This is a genomic window from Aestuariispira ectoiniformans (genome assembly GCF_025136295.1).
Classification (GTDB): Bacteria; Pseudomonadota; Alphaproteobacteria; order UBA8366; family Aestuariispiraceae; genus Aestuariispira_A; species Aestuariispira_A ectoiniformans.
Genome location: NZ_CP062788.1, coordinates 1,864,040 through 1,885,739 on the forward strand (window position 1 = coordinate 1,864,040; position 21,700 = coordinate 1,885,739).

Genomic DNA, 21,700 nt, shown 5'->3' on the forward strand with positions numbered 1-21,700 from the left:
TGGTAAATTTCCATGCTAAAGTGGCGTGGACAGGGATAACGGGGAGCAGCCCAGCATATGATCTTTGGCGATTTGGCCACCTTTCAGATGGTCGCGGTTTTCGCGTTCATCATTGCAACGCTCGTGCTGTATGCATCTGAGAAAATGCCGCTGGAGCTGACGTCATTCTGGACGATTTGCGCACTCCTGCTGTTCTTCAATTTCTTCCCTGTCCTTGATAGCGAAGGCAATAACGAACTTTCCGCCAAAGTCCTTTTGGCAGGCTTTGCCAATCCGGCGCTGCTTACGGTTCTGGCGCTGCTCGTGCTGGGGGAGGGGCTGGCGCGAACCGGTGTCCTCGACAGTGTTGCCGTCTGGGTGCATGAAAGTGCAAAGGGGCGACCGGCTGTTGCTATTGCGATCGCCCTTCTGGTCGTTGTGCTGACCAGTGCCTTCCTGAATAACATTCCCGTTGTCGTGATCTTTGTTCCGATCATGCAGGCGCTGGCGGTCAAGATCGGTCGCCCGGCAAGCCGCTATATGATGTCGTTGAGCTTTGCCGCCATTCTGGGCGGGATGACGACCCTGATCGGTTCCTCCACCAACCTTCTGGTGTCCAGCGCGTTGTTCAAACTGGGCGAGCCGGGGTTCGAGTTCTTCTCCTTCACCGTGCCCGGCCTTGTGGTGGCGTCGGTGGGGTTGATCTATGTGATCGTGGTTCAGCCCATGATCCTGCCGGACCGGCAAAGCTATGCGGCTGAAAGCTCCGGTCAGACGAACAAGCAGTTCCAGGCGCAGTTAAAGATCATCGCCGGATCGAAATATGAAGGCATGGCGCCGGTCAGCGGCTTCTTCCCCGACCTGAAAGGCGTGACTGTCCTGATGATCCTGCGTGATGAGGAACGGTTCCTGCCGCCTTATGACGAGATCGTCCTGCAGGATGGGGATGTCCTTGTCGTTGCGGCCACACGGGAAGTGCTGGCGGACCTGTTGTCCGACGAGCCGACCCTTCTGCGGCCCGACCTTGCCAATGCACCGGCCTGGAAGAGGGATGATGTGGCAGATGCCTGGCGGCGGGGGGAACAGACCCTTGCGGAGGCCATGATCAAGCCGGACTCTCACTATATCGGCAAGACAATCAAGCAGATCGACTTTCGCCGCGATACCCAGGCGATGATCATCGGTGTGGAACGCCGCAGCAGCATGCGCCGCCACCGTGTCACGGAAACCCCGTTGGAGGCAGGGGATATTCTCCTGATCCAGGGGGAAACCGAAGAAGTCGAGAATATGCGCGGGCATCGTGAACTGGTGTTGATGGAATGGTCTGCGGCCAATCTGCCAAAACCTTTTCATGCCCATCGTGCCGCGGCAATCTTTGGCGGCGTGGTGCTGGCGGCCGGTTCCGGCTTTCTGCCGACCGATGTTGCGGCCCTGACGGGTGCTGCGATGATGGTGCTTTCCGGGGCGCTGACCCTGGACAAGGCCCTGCGTGCGCTGGATCAGCAGATCATCATGCTGATTGCCGCGGCCCTCGCACTGGGGGCCGCGATGGAGGAAACCGGCGGCGCGGCTTTCCTGTCGCAGCAGCTTCTGGCAATTATGGGGGATGCGAGCCCGGCTCTGGTGTTGAGCGGCTTTTTCCTGCTGGTGGCCTGCCTTGCCAATGTGTTGTCGACCAAGGCGACGGCCGTGTTGTTCACACCAATTGCGGTGGCGGTTGCCCATGAGACCAACATGCCGGTCGAACCCTTTGCTGTGGCGGTTGTCTTTGCTGCCAACTGTTCCTTTGCAAGTCCCGTCGGGTATCAGACCAACCTGTTGGTCATGGCGCCCGGTCACTACCGGTTCCTGGACTTCATCAAATTCGGGTCACCCTTGATTCTTATCTGCTGGCTGACATTCAGTCTGTTTGCGCCCTGGTGGTACGGGATATAGATGTTGTTTCAACTAAATTACAGCGGCAAGACAGGGTAATTACGAAATATCGTGAAAAGCGGTCGGATTCTCGGGAATCCGCCGTTGACCCGCGTCAGGGCTCTGGCTATGTTGCGCCGCGTTATTCCAAAAAATGAACTTGGTAGTCTGAAAGGCCCCGAACCGTGGCTCAAGACAAAGAAATTATCAGCTTTCAAGATATCATTCTGAAGCTCCACGATTATTGGTCCGACAAGGGCTGTGTCATTCTTCAACCTTACGATATGGAAGTTGGCGCCGGTACGTTCCACTGGGCGACGACTTTGCGCAGCCTGGGGCCGGAACACTGGATGGCCGCCTATGTGCAGCCGTCCCGCCGTCCGACCGACGGCCGTTATGGCGAAAACCCCATGCGGTTGCAGCATTACTACCAGTATCAGGTGTTGATGAAGCCCTCGCCGGAGAATAGCCAGGAGTTGTATCTCGGCAGCCTGAAAGCCATCGGCATCGACCCGGATTACCACGATATCCGTTTTGTGGAAGACGACTGGGAAAGCCCGACGCTCGGCGCATGGGGGCTGGGCTGGGAAGTCTGGTGTGACGGCATGGAAGTCAGCCAGTTCACCTATTTCCAGCAGGTCGGCGGCTTTGACTGCAGCCCGGTTTCCACCGAACTGACCTATGGCCTGGAACGTCTGGCGATGTATGTCCAGGGCGTTGAAAACGTCTATGACCTGAAATTCAATGAAAACTTCACCTATGGGGATGTCTATCACCAGGCGGAAGTTGAATATTCCCGGCATAACTTTGAGCTGGCCGATACTGATATGGTTTTCCGCCATTTCGAAGACGCGGAAAAGGAATGCCAGCGTCTGGTCGATGGTGGCGTGTCGCTGCCAGCCTATGACCAGTGCCTGAAGGCAAGCCATCTGTTCAACCTGTTGGATGCGCGCGGTGTGATTTCGGTCACCGAACGTCAGGCCTATATCGGCCGGGTGCGTGCCTTGGCCAAGCAATGTGCCGAGGCTTATCTGCGTGCGCGCGGGCATCTGGAGTAGGGGACAGAGCAATGGCTGAACTTCTGTTGGAATTGTTTTCCGAAGAAATCCCTGCCCGCATGCAGACCCGGGCGGCGGACGATCTGAAAAAACTGACGGCGGATGCGCTGAAAGGTGCCAATCTGCAGGCGGATGATATCCGTGTCTTTTCCACCCCGCGCCGCCTTGTGCTGGTGGCCGACGGGCTGCCGGAAAAGCAGCCGGATGTCCGCGACGAACGCAAGGGTCCCAAAGTCGGTGCGCCGGAACAGGCCGTGCAGGGCTTTCTGCGCGGTGCGGGCCTCGACAGTCTGGACCAGTGCGAACAGCGCGACACGCCGAAAGGCGCTGTCTGGTTCGCCATCATTGAACGTGCCGGTCAGGCCAGTGCCGATGTCTTGCCGGGTCTGATCCAGGATGTGATATCCAAACTGCCCTGGGCGAAATCCATGCGTTTCGGTACGCAGGGCTTCCGCTGGGTACGTCCGCTGCGCCGGGTGAACGCTGTCTTCGATGGCGAGGTCCTCAAAGGCTCCATCGATCTGGTCGGTGCGGAACTGTCCTTTGGTAACCAGTCCGAAGGTCACCGTTTCCTGACGGAAGAACCCTTTGGTTTCCGCAGCTTCGGCGAATATGCAGCCAAACTGCGGGATCATCACGTGGTCCTCGATCATGAAGAGCGTAAGGCGATTATCGCGGAGCAGCTTGAAAAGGCTGTTTCGGCGGAAGGCCTGAAGGTCAAGGAAGACGCCGGTCTTCTGGATGAGGTCGCAGGCCTCGTTGAATGGCCGGTGGTTCTGCTGGGTTCCATCGACGAAGAGTTTATGGAAGTTCCGCGCGAAGTGCTGACGCTGTCGATGCGCACCAACCAGAAGTATTTCACGCTGGAAAACCCGGATGGCAGCATGGCGACCCGTTTTGCCCTTGTCTCCAATATGGTGGCCAAGGATGGTGGCGCGTCCATCATCAACGGGAACGAGCGTGTTCTGCGCGCCCGTCTGGCCGATGCCAAATTTTTCTGGGATCAGGACCGTAAACATCATCTGGAAAGCAATCTGCCGAAGCTGGACAAGGTTACCTTCCATGCCAAGCTGGGCACGGTTGCCGAACGCGTGGCGCGGATGGAGGCTCTGGTTGGTACGCTGTGCGATCATATCTCCGGCGCTGACCGGTCCAAGGCCGTTCGTGCGGCGCAGCTTTGCAAGGCCGATCTGGTTTCCGAAATGGTCTTTGAGTTCCCGGAAGTGCAGGGGATCATGGGCCGTTACTATGCCCTGCATCAAGGTGAGGAATCCGTGATCGCCGAGGCGATTGCCGAACATTACTCCCCGGCAGGGCCGAATGACAGTTGCCCGACCGCACCGGTGTCGGTGGCGGTGGCCTTGGCTGAAAAGATGGACACCCTGGCGGGCTTCTGGCGGATTGATGAAAAGCCGACAGGCTCCAAGGACCCCTATGCCCTGCGCCGCGCGGCCCTGGGGGTTATCCGGTTGATCTTGGAAAACGGCCTGCGTATGCCGCTGGCCGATGTTGTGAACGAACATATGCGCCTTCTGCCCGGCAATGCCGCAGGCACGGTGGCATTCGGCACACGCCAGATTGATCAGGCTGTTGATGACCTGATGCATTTCTTCGCCGATCGCCTGAAGGTGCACCTGAAGGCCGAAGGCGTGCCGCATGACCATATTCAGGCGGTCTTTGCCTTGGGCGGAGAAGATGATCTGGTTCGCCTGCTTGCGCGTGTGAAGGCGCTGGGAACCTTCCTGGGGTCGGAAGACGGTGCGAATTTGCTGACGGCCTATCGCCGGGCCGCCAATATCTTGAAAGCGGAAGAGAAGAAGGACGGGCGCAGCTATGACGGCGCGCCGGACGCCGGTGCTTTTGTCCAGGATGAGGAAAAAGCATTGTTCGCGGCTCTGGAAGGTGCCGAGGCAAAAGCCTCCGCCGCCATTGCCGACGAAAGCTTCTCTGCCGCCATGGAAGCTCTCGCCAGCCTGCGGGAGCCAGTGGATGCATTCTTTGATCAGGTCACCGTGAACGCCGATGATGCGGCGGTTCGTGATAACCGGTTGAAGCTGCTGAGCCGCATTCGCGGTGTGATGGGGTCTGTTGCGGAGTTCGGACAGATCGAGGGCTAATTCTTTTTTCAATGGGCTAGGGCACGGATACGAGCCATGACGAAATGGGTGTACAGCTTCGGGAACGGTAAGGCAGAAGGCCAAGCCGACATGCGCAATTTGCTGGGTGGGAAAGGCGCCAACCTTGCAGAAATGAGCAACATCGGCCTGCCGGTGCCGCCGGGGTTCACGGTGACGACAGAGGTCTGCACATTCTACTATCAGAATGAAAAGCAGTATCCGGGCGACCTGAACGACCAGATGGATGCCGCACTGGCGACTGTCGAAGGGATTGTCGGCGCCAAATTCGGTGATCCTGCCAACCCGCTTCTGGTCTCGGTTCGCTCCGGCGCACGCGTTTCCATGCCGGGCATGATGGATACGGTCCTGAACCTGGGTCTGAACGACGAAACGGCCGCAGGGCTGGCTGCGAAATCCGGCGATCCGCGTTTCGCCTATGACAGCTATCGCCGTTTCATCCAGATGTATTCCAACGTGGTGCTGGACGTGGACCATCACCTGTTCGAAGAGCAGTTGGAAATCAAAAAGGAAGAAACCGGGGCCGTCCTTGACACCGAACTGTCGGCGCAGGACCTGCAGGACCTGATTGTCGAATATAAGCGCCTTGTCCGCGACGAATTGGACCACGACTTCCCGCAGGACCCGCGCGAACAGCTTTGGGGCGCGGTCGGCGCGGTCTTCTCAAGCTGGATGACCCATCGTGCCGTCGTCTACCGCAAGCTGAACAAGATTCCGGAAGAATGGGGCACGGCGGTTAACGTGCAGGCCATGGTCTTCGGCAACATGGGCGATGATTGCGCAACGGGCGTTGCCTTCACCCGTGACCCGTCCACCGGCGAAAACCTGTTCTACGGCGAATATCTGGTCAACGCCCAGGGTGAAGACGTGGTGGCCGGTATCCGGACGCCGCAGCATCTGACCATTGCAGGCAAGGACGCCCAGGGCTCCAAGCTGCCGGCGATGGAAGAGGTTATGCCGGAAGTATTCAAGCAGTTGGACGACGTTCGTCTGACCCTGGAAAAACACTATCACGACATGCAGGACATCGAGTTTACCGTGCAGCAGGGCACGCTCTATATGCTGCAGACGCGTAACGGTAAACGTACCACCCAGGCGGCGATCAAGATTGCCTGCGATATGGTCGATGAAGGGCTGATCAATGAAGAAGAAGCCGTCACCCGTATCGAACCGCAGGCCCTGGACCAGATCCTGCACCCGCGCCTGGACCCGGACGCGGAACGCAAGGTGATCGGCAAAGGCCTGCCGGCAAGCCCGGGGGCTGCCAGCGGTATCGTTACCTTCACCGCAGATGAGGCGGAAGCACGGGCCCTGAACGGTGACCGCGTGATGCTGGTTCGTATCGAGACCTCTCCGGAAGATATTCACGGCATGCACGCCGCACAGGGCATCCTGACCACCCGTGGTGGCATGACCAGCCATGCGGCGGTTGTTGCGCGCGGCATGGGCCGTCCCTGCGTTTCCGGTGCGGGCGACCTGAATGTGGATTATAAGGGCAAGACCTTCTCCGTTGCCGGTATCACGGTGAAGGAAGGGGACTGGATCACCATTGACGGCGGCAGTGGCCAGATCATGCTGGGTGAGGTGCCGACGGTACAGCCGGAATTGAGCGGTGATTTTGCCCGGATCATGGATTGGGCCGACAAGGCACGCCGCCTGAAAGTCCGCGCCAATGCGGAAACACCGGACGACGCCCGCACTGCCCGCAACTTCGGTGCGGAAGGCATCGGCCTCTGCCGGACGGAGCATATGTTCTTTGAAGGCGACCGTATCACGGCTGTCCGTGAGATGATCCTGGCGGAAGACGAAGCCGGTCGCCGTGCCGCGCTGGAAAAAATCCTGCCGATGCAGCGTGCGGACTTTGTTGAACTGTTCAACATCATGAAAGGCCTGCCGGTCACGGTTCGTCTGCTCGACCCGCCACTTCACGAATTTCTGCCGCGTGAGCCCAATGAGTTTGAGGCAATCGCGAAAGACCTCGGCGTTTCGGTGGAGAAACTGCGTTATCGTGCAGCACAGCTTCACGAGATGAACCCGATGCTGGGCCATCGCGGTTGCCGCCTGCTGAACACCTATCCGGAAATCTGCGAAATGCAGGCCCGCGCAATCTTCGAAGCAGCCATTCTGGTTCGCGAGGAAAGCGGCGATGCACCTCACTGTGAAGTGATGGTGCCGCTGGTCGGTATTCAGAAAGAACTGGAACTGATGCGTGCGGTTATCGACCGTGTGGCTGATGAGGTTGCTGCCGAAAAGGGCATCAAACCGGATTATACAGTCGGCACCATGATCGAGTTGCCGCGTGCGGCCCTGCGTGCGGGCACGATCGCGGAAGAAGCGGCCTTCTTCAGCTTTGGCACCAACGACCTGACGCAGACGACCTTCGGCCTCAGCCGTGACGACGCCGCGGGCTTCCTGGGCTCCTATGAAAAACGGGGTATCCTGAAGAATGATCCGTTTGCGACCCTGGACAAGGAAGGCGTCGGCGAGTTGATCGAAATTGCGGCAGAACGCGGCCGCAAGACCCGTCCGGGTATCAAGCTGGGTATCTGTGGTGAACATGGCGGCGACCCGTCCTCCATCGACTTCTGCGAAGAAGTGGGTCTGGACTATGTTTCCTGTTCGCCGTTCCGTGTGCCCATCGCACGGCTTGCTGCGGCGCAGGCGGCCATTCGCCGTAAAGGCTGATCTCAAGCCTGCCGGAAAGATGCAAAACGGCCCCGCTTTGGCGGGGCCGTTTTCTTTGCGTGAGCTACATAAAAAAATAATTTAAAATAGTTTTGATTTTGCGGGTTCAATCAACAGTAGTACCATAACATTCTGGAAAGGTTAGCATCATTGCTGATTGGGGCCGGGCATGAAGAGGCTTCACAAGGGGAAGATTCATGGTTCGTTTGTCCGAGAAAAAGCTTTTATCCGGTGTTTTTGCGGGGGGCTTGGTCGCAACCACTTTGGGGGCGGTCGTCATTTTCGGCTGGCTCAATGATATCTATCCACTTGTCCAGATTTATCCCACATTTGCCGCCATGCAGTTCAACACGGCGTTGGGCTTCGTCCTCACAGGTTGCGGGCTGTTCTGTACGCTAAAGCCAACCAAAATAGGGATCGGGCTGACAACAGGGCTGCTGATATTAATGACCGTCACAACGCTGATCGAATATGCCAGCGCGGTTAATCTTGGTATCGATCAGTTGTTTATCGAACATAAAGTCACGGTAAAGACGTCCCATCCCGGACGGATGTCACCGAATACGGCGCTATGTTTCGTGGTCTCGGGAACCGCGATCTTGCTAAGCGGTTTTGGTTTTTTCAGGCATCGTGCCCTGGCGGTGGCGATGCTGGGGGCAATCGTATCGGCCTTTGGTCTCGTGGTCCTGGTTGGCTATGCCACGGAACTGGAGGCGACATACGGTTGGGTTCGCTTCACCCGCATGGCGTTGCACACGGCCTCGGGGTTCACGGTGGTCGGGGCCGCAGTATTCACTCTGGGCCTGCTTGTAGGGTACAGGGACAAGGAAATCATGCCTCGCTGGGGTGCGCTGCCCGTTTTCTTTGGGGCAGCAGTCATCGTCCTGAGCCTGTCACAGGCAATTGCGGGACAGGAGAACCGGGAAATTCAGCAGGCCGTTGAGACACGGACCAATCTCGCCAGAACAGCGTTCGAAACCCGTATTGGCAATCAAATCGTGAATTTCGAACGGATTGGCCGCCGCTGGCAACGTCGTGGCGGGACACCGGAAGGGGAATGGCGGGCGGATGTCGGTGATTATCTTACTGCTGATTTGACCTGGCGCGCCATTGCATGGGTTGCGGCAGACGGGCGAGACGCCTGGATCGAACCCCGTTCCGGCAGTGGTGGGCTTATCGGGGAAAGGCCACCGCAGTTCCCAAGGCTGCAGTCGGCAATAGAGCAGGCAAAACTGTCGAGGCAGCTTGTGGTCACCGACGCCATTGAAACCGCGGATGGACAATTTGGCCTGCTGGTTCTCGTCCCATTGTTCAAACAACAGATATTCGATAGCTACATCCTTGGTGAAATAGGCCTGTCCAGACTTATGGGCAGGACGTTTTCGAAGCTGCTGGGAGAGGGGTTCCGTGTCCGTGTTATGGACGGAGATGTTGCCTTGTTCAGCCAACAAAACGGGTCGGTTCTGGATGAACGCTATTTGGCGGACCTGCCTTTTCAACTAGGCGATAAGGAATGGCGCCTGGAGGTAAACCCCGCACGGAACTGGGTTCAGTTACGGGAAAGCTGGTTGCCTGAAAGTGTTCTCTTTGGCGGCTTGTCGTTGGTGGGGCTCCTATACCTGGCATACTACTATGCCCAGATCGCAAAGCAGCGGGAGCATATTCTGGAGGTGACCAACCAGTGGTTGGCCACGGCGAATGATGAATTGGAGCAGTTCGCCTATATCGCCTCCCATGATCTGCAGGAGCCACTGCGTATGATTGCCAGTTTCGCGGGGCTTTTGGAAAAACGGCACAAGGACGAATTCGACGAGACATCGCGGAAATACCTGACCTACGTGATTGATGGCGCCCTGCGGATGAAAACCATGCTGAATGGTTTACTGGCCTACTCCCGTCTGGGAACAGGCAAGCCGGATAAGAAGGTTGTCGACTGCAACGACGTTGTTGCCGATGTGCTGGAGAACCTGAAACTGGCGGTGTCGGAAAGCGGTATGACCCTCAAGATTGAATCCCTTCCCACAATTGCGGCTGACAGGGACCAGATGTTGCGTTTGTTTCAGAATCTGATCGGCAATGCGGTGAAGTTTCGGGCAGAAGAGAACCCGTCTCTGGAGGTCGTTGCCCAGCGCAAGGGGGATTTCTGGGAGTTCAGGGTGACGGACAACGGGATTGGTATTGATCCGGCTTATAAGGACCAGGTTTTTGAAATCTTTCAAAGGTTAAATCCCCGCGGCAGTTATGAGGGGAGTGGTATCGGTCTTGCCCTGGTTAAAAGAATTGTCGAACAGCATGGCGGGGAAATTACCGTGGAGTCCCAGCTTGGCCTGGGCACAACCTTCCGCTTCACCATGCCAACGGAAGATCGCCTGAAAGCGATGCAGGCGACGGGAGAGAATTTGCGATATGCCTAAGATGATTGATGTGCTGCTGGTCGATGATAACCCGGCTGACGTGGAACTGGTCCAGGAGACGCTGAAAGAATGCAAGTTCGCGTGCAATCTCCACACGGCCGGTGATGGCGTGGACGCCCTGGATTTCCTGTTCTGCCGAAACGGATATCAGACGGCGGTTCGCCCGGACCTGATACTGCTGGACCTCAATATGCCACGCAAGGATGGCCGGGAGGTTCTGGCCGAACTCAAGTCGGACCCGATCCTGAAGGTCGTCCCCGTTGTCATCATGACGTCGTCGGAGGCCGAGGAAGATGTCCTGCGAAGCTACGAACTGCACGCCAATGCCTATGTGACCAAGCCGGTTGACCTGGAAAGCTTTACCAAGATTGTCCAGGCATTGGAGGACTTCTGGTTTACGGTCGTCAAACTGCCGAAAAGAAATTGAGCGGGACATTCGGCCGAGAGAGGAAATGCCGGTATATATCATGACGTTTTCTTGACAGTCCCCGCCCGATGCTGTGGCAAGATAGTCTCTAAAGTCTGTTGATCCGTCGAGTTTAGAGAATGAGCCGCGCTTTTGTAAAAGAACCGGATGGCGACCAGGTCGTGGACGACACGCCGGACCTGCCCATCAGTCCTCACCCCAATTATGTAACTCCATCCGGCCTTGAAATGCTTGAGGAGGAAGCGGCTCGCCTGCAGGAAGAGCGGGGGCGTTTGAAAGGGATGGATGACGCCGTGGCGGCCAAGCTTTCCCTGTTTCAGGTGGAACGCCGTTTGCGATATGTCCGGGCCCGCATCGAAAGCGCCATTCTTCATTCTCCAGGGCATGCGGATGCGCAGGAGGTTACCTTCGGGGCAACAGTCGACGTTGTCGACGAAGACGACAGGGAATACCGGTTCCAGGTTGTCGGTGAGGATGAGGCGGATATTGCGGCAGGCAAGATCAGCTACATGTCGCCTCTCGCCAAGGCATTACTGGGGGCCGAGGTCGGGGATTTGGTTACCTGGCGTCGCCCCAAGGGGGATATCGAACTGGAAATCCTCGCCATTGCGCCACTATAGCTAACTTGCGACAAGATGGATGGGGGTCGGCATTTCACCTTCCTGCAGGTTAGGAATCCTTATCCTCATCTCCGTTCCCTGTCCCACGGTGCTTTCACAGCGTATGTCGCCTTTCAAGACATCTGTAACGATGCTGTGGACGATGCTCAGCCCCAGTCCGCAGCCGCCCTCGCCACGTGCAGTGGTATAGAAGGGTTCAAATATCCTGGATTGGGCCTTTTCCGGAATACCCTTGCCGTTGTCGCTGACGATCAGGCGGCAACCCTTATCTGTGGCCTCGGCGCTAACGGTTACCGTCCCGGCAGTGTCGGTGTCAGGCGCGAATGCATGTTTCAGGCAATTGCTGACGAGTGCCGTGAGTGCCTGTGCCAGGGCGCCGGGGCAGGTCGTGATACTTAGATTGGCGGGAACACTTACCACAACGTTATGGGGCAGGCGTTTGAATTTCGGCTGCAATGTTGCCACGACCTTGTCCAGATAGTCTGCCAGTTCAATACTCCTGATATCCGGATTGGACTGATCTACGGCAACCAACTTGAAGTCGTTCACAAGCTCTGCGGCGCGGTTGAGGTGCGTCACCAGCAAGTTGCACGCCTGCTCAACGGTTTTTATAAAGACCTGCAGGTCGCCGCGTGTAATCTGGTTGCTGGCGTATCTTTCCTTTATTTTTCCCAATTCCTCCTGCAGGTGTGATATGCCGGTTACGCCAATTCCGATCGGCGTATTCAACTCATGAGCAACGCCTGCCACCAGTCCGCCCAAGGCCGCCATCTTTTCGGAATGGACCAGTTCATTCTGCGCCTGCCGCAACTCGTCCATGGCTGCCGACAACGTCTCGTTGGTGATGTTCAGCTCACGGGTCCGCAATTCAACACGCTGTTCCAGGGTTTCGTTCAGGTCCCGCAATTCACGCGTTCGTTTGGTAACGCGTTGTTCCAGTTCGGCATTGCTTTGCAGCAGACTGTCCGCCAATCCGTTGAAGCTTTCGGCAAGAGATCGGATTTCCCTGGCGTCGCTCTTGTCGATTTTGGACCGAAGCAAATGTTCTCCGGTCTGAATACGGTTCGCGTCATTGGCAAGGCGTTCCAGCGGTTTTGAAATGCCACGGGCTAGCAGAAAGCCAGTTCCGAGCGCCATAAAGACAAGGAAAGCACCGACAGCCAGTATTCCACGTCCGAACTGATTGACCGGATTCAGGATTTCGGCGGTATCCATTTTGACCACCACTCCCCAGCCGGTATCGGGGATATACCTTGAATAGGCCATTGTTTCCTGGCCGCGATAGTCTGTTGCGTTTCTGGCCAGGCTGTCTTTTTTCTGCAAGGCCTGCTCGATTGGCGGATAGTTGGCGGAGGCGGAACCGTTATCAAAACGATGAGGGGTAAGGTAGGTGGTTTGGCCGTCCGCTCCCAAAGCGGCCAGCAGGACCTCCCCGGTCTTGCCAAGACCGATATAGTCATTGGTCGCCTGGGTCAGTTCATCGGCGCTGAGCGTAACGATCAACTGTCCAATGGTTTTGTCGTTCAACATCAGCGGCGCTTGTAGGCGGATGAAAAGCTGCCCGGCTGCTGTCGATAACATATCCAGCAACCGGATTTTCCTGTCGGGTTGGCGTCCGAATATCACCTTTGTTTCCGTGGTTCCGATATTGCCCAGGCTGATGATATTCGGCCCGTCGGGTGGTGTTATGGCTATGGCGCGGACGGATCGCACGGACGTCAGGGCATCGCCCAGGATGCGGTTAACCCTGGCCAGGGCTGCGTCGTCATTGGTGTCCAGGTATTTCTTGAGGCTGATGCGCAATTGTGTGCGGCTGGTTATGAGTGCAGAGCGGTCCCGCCAGGCCTCCGTCAGAGACTGGATTTTATCCCGCTGGTTTGTCGCCACAGCCTCAAGACGATCCTGGATCGAGCGTTCCAGGAGGCTGCGGCCACTTTGAAAGGACATGGCGCCGAAGATGGCGATTGTCGCAAAAATCAAACCGGCGCTAACAAGAATAACCCTTTGAAATATTGTCATTAGCGTCTTTCCAGGCTCACTCTTAGCGATTGTCAGTCTAGCAGAATACCATAATAAATTGAAATATAATGAAGTTGCGGTATCATGTTTTTGATGGGTCGCGTGGCTGCATAGACTGATAGGGGGGATTGATCCCATGTCTGATGATGCTTTGCTTTTCGACGAATTTGCTCCGGAACAACCCGTTGAGACACCGGACGAGCAGGACCGCTGGAAAATTCTCATTGTTGATGACGAAGAAGGCGTTCACACGGTTACCGAACTGGCCCTGGACAGGGTTCGTTTTGCGGGCCGGGGACTGTCTTTCCTGCATGCCTACAGTGGTGAGGAAGCCAAGAGTATCCTTGCGGACACGAAAGATATCGCCGTTGTCCTGCTTGATGTGGTGATGGAAACCGATGATGCGGGGTTGCGGGTTGCCGACTATATCCGCGAAGAGGTTGGCAACAGGGAGGCCCGGATAATCCTGCGAACGGGCCAGCCGGGTCAGGCGCCCGAAGAGGATGTCGTCGTTCGCTATGACATCAACTCATACAAGGAAAAGACGGAGCTGACGGCCCGGAAGCTGTTTTCGACGATCTATACGGCCCTGCGCTCCTATCGCGATATCGTGGCGCTGGAACGCAACAGGCACGGGTTGGAAAAAGTGATCGAGGCGTCCGCATCGCTTATGGAAAAGCGATCGGTGAAGAGTTTCTCGCAAGGCGTGTTGGAGCAGCTTTCCGCGCTTCTTTACCTTGAGAGAGACCTGTTCCTGCTGGAGTATGAAGGGCTTGTGGCGGAAAAGGATGGCGAGGGGCTGCACGTGCTTGCCCATGTGGGTAATGGAAGCAAGTCGCTTGATACAGATGTGCTGAACCGCATTTACGAAGCCTTGAACGCCCAAACGGATGTGGAGAAAGAGGACTGTTTTATCCGCTATATCGGCAACCGAAACGGTGTGGAAAGCATTCTCTATGTCGGCGGCGACCACCCCCTTGAAATGGTGGACGGTCATATCCTGAACCTGTTCTGCCGAAATGCCGCGGTGGCCTTTGACAATGTGCGCCTGAATACCGCCTTGCGCGACACACAGGAGGAAATCGTCTACAGCCTGTGCGAGGTAGCGGAGACCCGCTCCAAGGAAACCGGAAACCATGTGCGGCGCGTGGCGCATTATTCGAAGCTCATCGCCGAGGAACTGGGGCTCAGCCCGCAGGAATGCGAAGAGTTGTTTCTGGCCTCGCCGCTGCATGATATTGGGAAAATCGGAATACCGGACGCCGTTCTTAACAAGCCGGGTAAACTGGATGCCGACGAATGGGTGACGATGCAGACGCATGCGACGATCGGAGAGCGTATCCTCGCGCGTTCCAAGCAGCCTATTATCAAGGCGGCCAGTATCGTCGCAGGTCATCATCATGAGAATTGGGATGGCAGTGGATATCCCCATGGGGGAAAGGGCGAGGAAATTCCCATTTACGGGCGTATTGTCGCGTTGGCCGATGTATTCGATGCGTTGGCGAGCAAACGCTGTTACAAGGAGGCTTGGGCGATAAGCGAAATCAAGGAGTTCATCTCGTCACAGTCGCGAAAGAAATTCGATCCGCAGATCGTGGACATCTTTGAACGGCGGCAAAGTGCTTTTGAGGAAATTCTCTGGCGCTACAATGACGAGATGGTGGCCTCGGCGGCTGATTGAGAAATTGAAGGCCAATCACCGGTGACGCTTTGCTTGTTTTAGGCTAAAGTGCGGTGTCTCAGTAGTTGAGTGTTGCCAATGGGTTATCCTGTTATGGCGACGCTTTTTTTTGCTTTATTTATCTTCGGTTAATCTCTTGTTGGTACGGTATCCATGAAGAAGTTGATTCGTAAACTGGGTAGATTTGGACTTTTCATGGACGCTTACGGGGCCCGCGCCGGAAATCAATTCGCGCGTAATGTTAATGTATTCTATGCCGAGAAAGCTGGTGAGCTGCGTCTTACCATGCGTACGGCCCTTGCCCGCGAAGGATTTGAAAAGCTTCGTGACTTCTCCAACCTGGAAGAACTGCGTTCTGTTTTGGGTACGCACTCCCCGGACTTGCTGATTATCGATTCCGAACTGCCCGGATGCACCAAGCTGATCCGGGATATCCGTTTTGGCCGACTGGGTGAAAACCCCTTCCTGCCGATTATCGCGACCTTCTGGAGCCCGTCTGCGGATTTCGCCAAGGAAATGGCTGGCTGCGGCCCGGATGACATGCTCATCAAGCCGTTTTCCCCGGGCAAAATACTGGACCGGGTGAATGTCCTGGTGGAACGGCGCAAACCGTTTGTCGTAACCAGTAATTATATCGGCCCCGACCGGCGCAAGGACCCCTCTCGTGGGAGTACTGATGCAAATTTCATCGAAGTGCCGAATACTCTGTCGGCCAAGATGAAGGGCAAGACTGTCCGTCCGGAAGATCTTCAGAAGGCAATCCAGGGCGCGCAAAAGGAAGTCAACGAGATGAAAATGCGCCGGAACGCATTCCAGATCTCGTTTATCGTTGCCCTGGTCAAGCCCCGCTTGGAGAAAGGCGACAACTCCAGCGAAATGCTGGATAAGCTCCGCCAGTTAAAAAAGATGTCGGATGATATCAGCGGCCGTCTGAAGGACACGCGTTTCGGCCATGTCGCAGAGCTGTCTTCGTCCATGTCGCGCGTGGCGGAGTCCCTGATCGAAAATCTCTTCGAGCCCAACAGCAAGGATATCGAACTCCTGAAGCCGTTGGCGGATGCGATCCTGCTTGCCTACAATCCTGAAAGCAATGCTCAGGACATGGCAGGCCAGATTACCTCCGCAGTGGATAGTTACCGCAAGCGGCAGACCCCTCCGGCAAAGAAGAAAACGGCTGGATAAATAAATGGTGCCGGGCTTAGGCGTCGACCAGACGCCAACCCAGCTCTTCTCCACCCATAAAGGCCTTCAGCTTATCACCGGATTTCGTGTCGATATCTTCTTCGACCATCCAGCTTTCGCGGCGGAGGGTGATCTTCCCTTCATTCACCGGCAGGCCATAGAAGCGGGGGCCGTGCAGAGAGGCAAAGCCCTCGAAATTTTCCAGCGCATCTTCCTGATCGAAGACATTCAGATATGTTTCCAGGGCGGCGGGGGCGTTGAAAATCCCGGCGCAGCCACAGGCGCTTTCCTTCGCGCCAAGTGTATGCGGCGCACTGTCGGTGCCCAGGAAGAAACGCGGGTGGCCTGAGACAGCCGCCGTGCGGACCGCCAGACGATGCCGTTCCCGTTTTGCAACCGGCAGACAGTAAAGATGGGGCCGGATGCCGCCCTTGAAGATATCATTGCGGTTGATGATCATATGTTGCGGCGTCACTGTGGCAGCGACGTTATGACCGCCCGTTTCCACGAATTCGACCGCCTGACCGGTGGTGATATGCTCCAACACGACTTTCAGGCTGGGGTGGCGTTCAACCATCGGCGTCAGGACGGTTTCAATGAAGACAGCCTCACGGTCGAAGATATCGACCTTCGGGCCGGTGACTTCGCCGTGAACCAGAAGCGGCATGCCGATCTCAGCCATGCGTTTCAGCACAGGGTCGAGCTTGCGAACGTCGGTCACACCGGCGGCGGAATTGGTTGTCGCATTGGCGGGATACAGCTTTGCCGCTGTGAAAATGCCATCCGCATGTCCCTGTGCCAGATCGTCCGGGGCTGTGTCGTCCGTCAGATAGCAGGTCATCAGCGGCTGGAAATCACTGCCCTCAGGCAGGGCCGCCAGGATACGGTCCCGATAGCCCTTTGCCATTTCCGCGGTCGTGACAGGCGGCGTCAGGTTGGGCATGACGATGGCGCGTGCGAACTGTTTGGCGGTATAGGGGAGGACGCTTTCCATCATTGCACCGTCGCGCAGGTGCAAATGCCAGTCGTCCGGTCGGGTGATCGTCAGTTGATCCATGATTTATCCTCCCAATACGTCAAAGACGGAACCGCCGTTATGGCCGAGGCCCTGAATATTGGCCCTATGCCACAAAGCATAGAATAGAAGCGTCCAGGACGCGAAACCTTCTCGCTTTCCGGCTGTTTTGAACAATGCGCGGACCCGATCCGGGTCCGCGATTTCCGCAATGCTTTCCTGGCTGGCGACAAGATCGCCAAGCTTTGCCCCTTTTGTGCTGATCCATTCACCCACCGGCACGGTGAAGCCACGTTTTTTGGTGAAGGGCTCAGCCTCCGGCATGACGTCGTTAAGCCATTGCCGCAGGAGCCATTTACCCAGACGTTTTTGTATTTTGAGATTATCCGGCAACCGGAAGGCTGCCTTGGCGACTTCCGGGTCCAGGAAAGGCGTGCGCCCTTCCAGCCCATGGGCCATCAGGCAACGGTCCAGCTTGATCAGCAGATCGTTGGTCAGCCAGTCTTCACAGTCGATGGCCTGCACCGCCTGCAATTTGGAGCGTCCCTGAAGGTCGGACAGCGCCTCATGGCCGGTGATACTGTCCCGCCAGGACTGACTGTCTTCCCGCAACACGTTCAGGCCGTCGAATGTCCCGCGATGGCGGATCGTACGGCCACCCATCCACCAAGGGCGCAGCATGCTGCGGTAACGGCCATAACCGGCGAACAGTTCGTCGCCGCCTTCGCCGCAAAGGATTACCTTGAAGTCCTGTGCGGCCTCCTGTGCGAGTTTCCAGGTTGGCAGCACCGCATAGTCTGCGGCCGGGTCGTCCATGGCGGCTGCAATCCCGGGCAACGTGTTCCAGAAGTCGTCTTCGCTGAAATCCACCTCGTGGAAGTCGGCTTTGACCAGCTTGGCAAGTTTACGCGCATGGACCCGCTCGTCATGGACTTCGGTGCCACTGAAACCGGCGGTAAAGGCTGTCACCGGCTTTTCGTTCAACTCAGCCATGATGGCAAGGACCGCCGTTGAATCAATGCCGCCGGAGAAGAACAGGCCATAGGGCACATCGGAGCGCTGGTGGACCGACACACTGTCCCGCAAGGCATGGTCGAGCCGCTTCATCGCGCTGTCGGCGTCTATTTTTTCCACACCACCGGCAGGCAGGGCGTGCTGGCGGTGGCGTTCGACAATCCTGCCGCCCTGGACCACAAGCGTCTCGCCCGGCAGAACGCGCTGAATATCGCCATAGATGGTCTGTGCGCCACAGGTAAACTGAAGCTGCAGCAATTCGTCACGGCGCTTGGACGCGACCTGCGGTGTACACAGTCCTGCCTTGACCAGGGCCTGTGCTTCCGACGCGAAGGCCAGATAGTCGTCGGTCTCGATATAATACAGCGGTTTGATGCCGAAAGGATCGCGGGCCAGAATCAGCCGATTTGCCGCCGGATCATGAATCGCCAGGCCATACATGCCGCGCAGATGTGTGGCAAACTCCACGCCGCGACGGCGGTACAGATGCAGGGGCGGTTCGCAATCGGAATGCGTTTCAAACTTCACATCGGACAGCGCATCCCGCAGTTCGATGTAGTTATAGATTTCACCATTGCCGACCAGGGCAGCGCCGCCCGGTTCATAAAGCGGCTGGTCGCCGGTTTCCAGGTCGATGATCGCCAGTCGGGTATGCACCAGGCCCACGGGCCCGGAAATATGCTTTCCGTCGCCGTCAGGGCCACGGTGGCTTAGGGCATGCGCCAGCAGATCCAAAGTCGCCTCGTCGGGCGACTGGCTGTTGCGCATCATGATCCCTGCAATGCCGCACATCAGGCACGGACCTTCTCAAAGAGCTCGAAATAGCGCTGCACGACCTTTTCTTCGGTGTGCTTGTCATTGAATGTCTTCGTGGCGTTTTCCACCAACTCCTTGGCAAAGTCCGGGTTGTCCAGGACCTTGCGGACGGCGGCGGTCATCGCATCGGCGTCGTCGATCGGGGTCACAAGACCGTCGTAACCGTCCGTGATGGTCTGGGATGGTCCCTGACTGGCCGCGGCGACCATCGGCGTGCCATGCGCCCAGGATTCGATCATGATCGTGCCGAAGGGTTCGTGGCGCGAGGTGCAGAGGAAGACATCCGCCGCGGCCATCAGGGCGGCAATATCATTACGCCAGCCGAGAAAGCGCACGCGGTCGGACACGCCCAGTTTTTCTGCAAGCGCGGTCAGTTCCTGGCGCAGCGGCCCTTCACCGGCAATCCAGTAATAAGCCTCCGGTATCCGCGACAGGACCTCCAGCCCCAGGTCAAAGGCCTTGTTGGTATGCAGACGGCCAAGGCCGAGGAAAAGCGGGGTCCCCTCCGGCGTGTCCAGCGTCGCGCGGTCCACCGGGGCCGCGCGTTTGCTGCTGGTGAAATTGGGCATATAGACAACCTTGTCCTTCGGCCATCCCTCACGAATGACATAATCACAAAGGTCTTTTGTGATGCAGGCAAGGTAGTCGCATTTCCGGTAGTATTTCAGGTCGTAGTAGCCGCCAAGCCGGGCAATGTTCACATGGTTGCCCGTCGGGGTGAAGCGGGACGCGCGGCTCATCCAGCTCAGCACCACGTCGGGTTGGTGCTGATCGCAGATTTTCTGCAGCCTGGGGCCGGTCAGAAAGTCCAGCGCGCCGCCAAAGCGCAGTTGATGATGGGGAATATTTTCCCGTGTGAACTGCGCCGCGCGTTCCTCGTGGGTGCGAAAGACTGCGACCTGATCCAGTCCGGCCCGATTGAGGGCGGAGACAAGGCTCATATAAAACGTTTCCGCCCCGCCCACTTTGGCGCCGGCCAGAACCTGCATTACTTTAGTCACTCGTCCTCCAAATTCGCTTTTAGATAAGACAGGATGGGATATAGCCCCGCCATCAGGGCGATCAAGAAGCCGTATTTGCCTTCACGATAGCCTTTGCGCGTTACATAACATTTATAGAAGCGCGAGAACATCCTGCGGATATTGCGGGCATAGCCGACGCCATCGGGCTGTTCGCGCAGGTCTCGCGCCTTTGCCGTGCTGTAGCTGTCCAGCCGTTTCAGCATGTCAGCTATATTCCGGTCGACATAATGGTCGATCCGCGCCTTCAGCCGGTGTTCCGGTCCTTTCAGGACGATAGACGGGTGGACCCGCTGTTCCCCCCAACGCTTGCAGCCTTTGGCGTGCAGGCGCGGGGCCGAACTGACCCCCCAGGAACAGCCCCAGCCGTAGCGGACCAGCCGGTCACCGATGTAGTTATCGAAGGGAACAAGCGCATAGCCCGTATCGTGGTTGTTGACGAATTGGCGGATTTCGGTCCCCAGTTCCGGGGTGACGCGCTCGTCGGCGTCCAGTTCGAACAGCCAGTCCGCATCCGTGGCATCCAGGCCGGCGTTCCGGCGATGTCCTTCGATGGGCCAGGCCCCTTCCACCAGAATGGCGTTATATTTCTTTGCAATGGCCTTGGTGCCGTCGGTGCACCGGTCCAGGACGACAACGATTTCATCGACGAAGCCGACGCTTTGCAGGCAGGCGTCCAATTGTTTTTCTTCGTTGTGGACCGTCAGGACGGCGGCGAGTTTTGCTGTCATCCGTTATGTCTTTCCACTTCGCAGCGGGCCAGTAAGGTCCGCGCGGCCTGTTCCGCGCGATCGACGGAAAGGGATGTCATCCGGCTTTCCTGTGACAGATAGTCGTAATCCGGCGCGGAGATGATTTCTTCAAAGCTTTCGTCCGTGCGGACAAAGGCCGTTTTTTCCCCCCAGGGTGAATAATGCACGTCCGGGGAGGGGCCGAACAGCCCCAGTGTTGGAATTCCGACCGCTGCGGCCATATGCATCAGGCCCGAATCATTGCCGACATAAAGGGCGCATTTACGCATACAGGCGGCTGCCGTCAGCAGGTCTACCTTGCCGACCAGATCAATACGCCGGTCGCGGGGAACCGCCTTCAGAACGGGGTTTGCCTGCAGGCGCTCGTTAGGCGCGCCGAAAACCGCCACCTTTGCATTGTTTAAAGGCGCGCCCTCGGACGTAAGCCGGTCAATCAGGCTGACAAAGTTGTCCGCGGGCCACATTTTGCCACCCCAGTTGGCCGTCGGGCCAATTGCAAGAACGGGTCCTTCCCGCGGCATCAGTTTGTCGGCCAGTTGCTCATGTGCGGGATTGGTCCAGATTTTCGGGCTTGGCGGGTTGTTGTCCAATCCCAGCGTGGCGGCGAGCAGTGCAATCCGGTGAATTGGCGCATCACTCTTCGGTTGAATGAACTTCCGCTTGCCGCATAGGGTATAGCTGATCGCCGACCGGCGCAGGTCAATGATCATGTCCCAGCGTTGCAGGACGGTCTTCCGCCACAGGTCCAGCCAGTGAAGGCTGTGTTTGCGTTTCTTGAAGAGGATGATCTTTTCCAGGCCGGGGACACCGCCGAAAAGAGGCGCAGAAACAGGACCCGCTGCGATGGTGAAGCGGGCTTCCGGGTGCTGCTCTATAATATGGGCCAGAAGACCGGTCGATAGAACAGCGTCACCGACGCGGTTGGAAGAAATAAAAAGGACGCGCATAAAACCGGATGGAAATTAAGATG

The 21,700-nt window shown here is 57.2% G+C and carries 15 protein-coding genes; 9 read left to right on the forward strand and 6 right to left on the reverse strand.

Annotated elements, in window-relative coordinates:
* Positions 1-57 precede the first annotated feature (57 nt).
* The 7 genes from IF205_RS08990 (at position 58) to IF205_RS09020 (ending at position 11,232) form a co-directional block, all read left to right on the forward strand.
* Positions 58-1,914, forward strand: coding sequence for an SLC13 family permease (locus IF205_RS08990; RefSeq protein ID WP_259782956.1), 1,857 nt, complete (start codon positions 58-60; stop codon positions 1,912-1,914).
* Positions 1,915-2,078: 164 nt separating this feature from the next.
* Complete coding sequence (locus IF205_RS08995; RefSeq protein ID WP_259782957.1) at positions 2,079-2,951, forward strand: glycine--tRNA ligase subunit alpha; 873 nt, start codon at positions 2,079-2,081, stop codon at positions 2,949-2,951.
* Positions 2,952-2,962: 11 nt separating this feature from the next.
* Positions 2,963-5,068, forward strand: coding sequence for a glycine--tRNA ligase subunit beta (glyS, locus tag IF205_RS09000; protein WP_259782958.1), 2,106 nt, complete (start codon positions 2,963-2,965; stop codon positions 5,066-5,068).
* A gap of 36 nt (positions 5,069-5,104) precedes the next feature.
* A complete protein-coding gene (gene ppdK / locus IF205_RS09005; RefSeq protein WP_259782959.1) occupies positions 5,105-7,771 on the forward strand; it encodes a pyruvate, phosphate dikinase in 2,667 nt (888 codons plus the stop codon).
* Positions 7,772-7,968: 197 nt separating this feature from the next.
* The gene (locus IF205_RS09010; protein ID WP_259782960.1) at positions 7,969-10,185 is read left to right on the forward strand and encodes a sensor histidine kinase; all 2,217 of its coding nucleotides are present in this window, start codon (positions 7,969-7,971) and stop codon (positions 10,183-10,185) included.
* Complete coding sequence (locus IF205_RS09015; RefSeq protein WP_259782961.1) at positions 10,178-10,612, forward strand: response regulator; 435 nt, start codon at positions 10,178-10,180, stop codon at positions 10,610-10,612. Before IF205_RS09010 ends, IF205_RS09015 begins: the two co-directional genes overlap by 8 nt.
* Before the next feature lie 119 nt (positions 10,613-10,731).
* On the forward strand, positions 10,732-11,232 hold the full coding sequence (locus tag IF205_RS09020; RefSeq protein WP_259782962.1) for a GreA/GreB family elongation factor: 501 nt from the start codon (positions 10,732-10,734) through the stop codon (positions 11,230-11,232).
* Here IF205_RS09020 and IF205_RS09025 read toward each other — a convergent pair whose 3' ends face one another.
* Positions 11,233-13,251, reverse strand: coding sequence for a sensor histidine kinase (locus IF205_RS09025; protein ID WP_259782963.1), 2,019 nt, complete (start codon positions 13,249-13,251; stop codon positions 11,233-11,235). It abuts the gene before it with no gap.
* Between the two features lie 136 nt (positions 13,252-13,387).
* Between IF205_RS09025 and IF205_RS09030 the strand changes: the two genes are divergently transcribed.
* Together IF205_RS09030 and IF205_RS09035 are read left to right on the forward strand one after the other, a co-directional pair.
* Entirely contained in the window at positions 13,388-14,932 is a 1,545-nt protein-coding gene (locus tag IF205_RS09030; RefSeq protein ID WP_259782964.1) for a DUF3369 domain-containing protein, read from the forward strand.
* A 153-nt stretch (positions 14,933-15,085) separates the two neighbouring features.
* Positions 15,086-16,114 carry a response regulator gene (locus IF205_RS09035; protein WP_259782965.1) on the forward strand — a complete coding sequence of 343 codons (1,029 nt, stop codon included), beginning with the start codon at positions 15,086-15,088 and terminating at the stop codon, positions 16,112-16,114.
* Between the two features lie 16 nt (positions 16,115-16,130).
* On the opposite strand, the gene pyrC is transcribed toward IF205_RS09035, so the two are convergent.
* The 5 genes from pyrC to IF205_RS09060 are packed head-to-tail and all read right to left on the reverse strand — an operon-like array spanning position 16,131 to position 21,677.
* Positions 16,131-17,171, reverse strand: coding sequence for a dihydroorotase (gene pyrC, locus IF205_RS09040; protein WP_259782966.1), 1,041 nt, complete (start codon positions 17,169-17,171; stop codon positions 16,131-16,133).
* 3 nt (positions 17,172-17,174) lie between these two features.
* Positions 17,175-18,935, reverse strand: coding sequence for an asparagine synthase (glutamine-hydrolyzing) (gene asnB, locus IF205_RS09045; RefSeq protein WP_259782967.1), 1,761 nt, complete (start codon positions 18,933-18,935; stop codon positions 17,175-17,177).
* Entirely contained in the window at positions 18,935-19,960 is a 1,026-nt protein-coding gene (locus tag IF205_RS09050; protein WP_259782968.1) for a glycosyltransferase, read from the reverse strand. Before IF205_RS09050 ends, asnB begins: the two co-directional genes overlap by 1 nt.
* Positions 19,957-20,709, reverse strand: a complete 753-nt coding sequence (locus IF205_RS09055; RefSeq protein WP_259782969.1) for a glycosyltransferase family 2 protein — start codon at positions 20,707-20,709, stop codon at positions 19,957-19,959. Before IF205_RS09055 ends, IF205_RS09050 begins: the two co-directional genes overlap by 4 nt.
* Positions 20,706-21,677: a glycosyltransferase family 9 protein gene (locus IF205_RS09060; RefSeq protein WP_259782970.1), complete on the reverse strand. Its 972-nt coding sequence runs from the start codon at positions 21,675-21,677 to the stop codon at positions 20,706-20,708. Before IF205_RS09060 ends, IF205_RS09055 begins: the two co-directional genes overlap by 4 nt.
* Between the last annotated feature and the right edge of the window lie 23 nt (positions 21,678-21,700).